The 1,286-nt window shown below is 55.2% G+C and carries 1 protein-coding gene; it reads left to right on the top strand.

The features are described from left to right. Positions 1–1,286 (top strand): beta strand repeat-containing protein (locus tag AC1RR2_RS20875; protein WP_493224215.1); only part of this gene is annotated, 1,286 nt, incomplete at both ends.

Here is a 1,286-nt window from a genome sequence, read left to right on the forward strand (position 1 = left end):
GCCGGTGACAACGTGGTCGAAGGCAATGACTTGGTCTACACCGTCAGCTTAAGCGCTACGACGACCGTCGCTTCCACTTATGCCTACAGTTTAGGCGGTGGCACAGCCACAGCGGGTCTTGATTACAACAGCACTGCGACGTTCAGCAATGGCGTGACTTTAGTCGGTGGTAATCTCATCGTTCCAGCGGGTGTGAATAGCTTCACGGTCACGGTAGGCACGATCAACGATGCCATCGTCGATTCCGCTTCGCCCGAATCTTTACCTTTGGTGATCGGTGGTGTCACCGGCAATGGCGGCATCTTGGATGATGATCAACCAACAATCACCACGGTCGAACCGGGTGCCCCTGGCATCGCCGGTGACAATGTGGTCGAAGGCAATGATTTGGTCTACACCGTCAGCTTAAGCGCTACGACGACCGTCGCTTCGACTTATGCCTACAACTTAGGCGGTGGCACAGCCACAGCGGGTCTTGATTACAACAGCACTGCGACGTTCAGCAATGGCGTGACTTTAGTTGGTGGTAATTTGATTGTTCCAGCCGGTGTGAATAGCTTCACGGTTACGGTAGGCACGATTAACGATGCCATCGTCGATTCCGCTTCGCCCGAATCTTTACCCCTGGTCATCGGTGGTGTCACCGGCAACGGCGGCATCTTGGATGATGATCAACCAACGATCACCACGGTCGAACCGGGTGCCCCTGGCATCGCCGGTGACAACGTGGTCGAAGGCAATGACTTGGTCTACACGGTCTCCCTGTCTGCCACCACGACCGTTGCTTCCACCTACGCCTACAACTTAGGCGGTGGTACAGCCACAGCTGGTCTTGATTACAACAGCACCGCCACGTTCAGCAATGGCGTCACTTTAGTTGGTGGTAATTTGATTGTTCCAGCCGGTGTGAATAGCTTCACGGTTACGGTAGGCACGATTAACGATGCCATCGTTGATTCCGCTTCTCCCGAATCTTTACCCCTGGTCATCGGTGGTGTCACCGGTAATGGCGGCATCTTGGATGATGATCAACCAAGTATCACCACGGTCGAACCGGGTGCCCCTGGCATCGCCGGTGACAATGTGGTCGAAGGCAATGATCTGGTCTACACGGTCTCCCTGTCTGCGACCACCACGGTCGCTTCCACCTACGCCTATAACTTGGGTGGTGGCACAGCCACAGCGGGTCTTGACTACAACAGCACCGCCACGTTCAGCAATGGCGTGACTTTAGTTGGTGGTAATCTCATCGTTCCAGCCGGTGTAGCGAGCTTCACCGTCACCGT

The sequence above is a fragment of the Undibacterium sp. GW821-FHT11H02 genome (genome assembly GCF_058808015.1).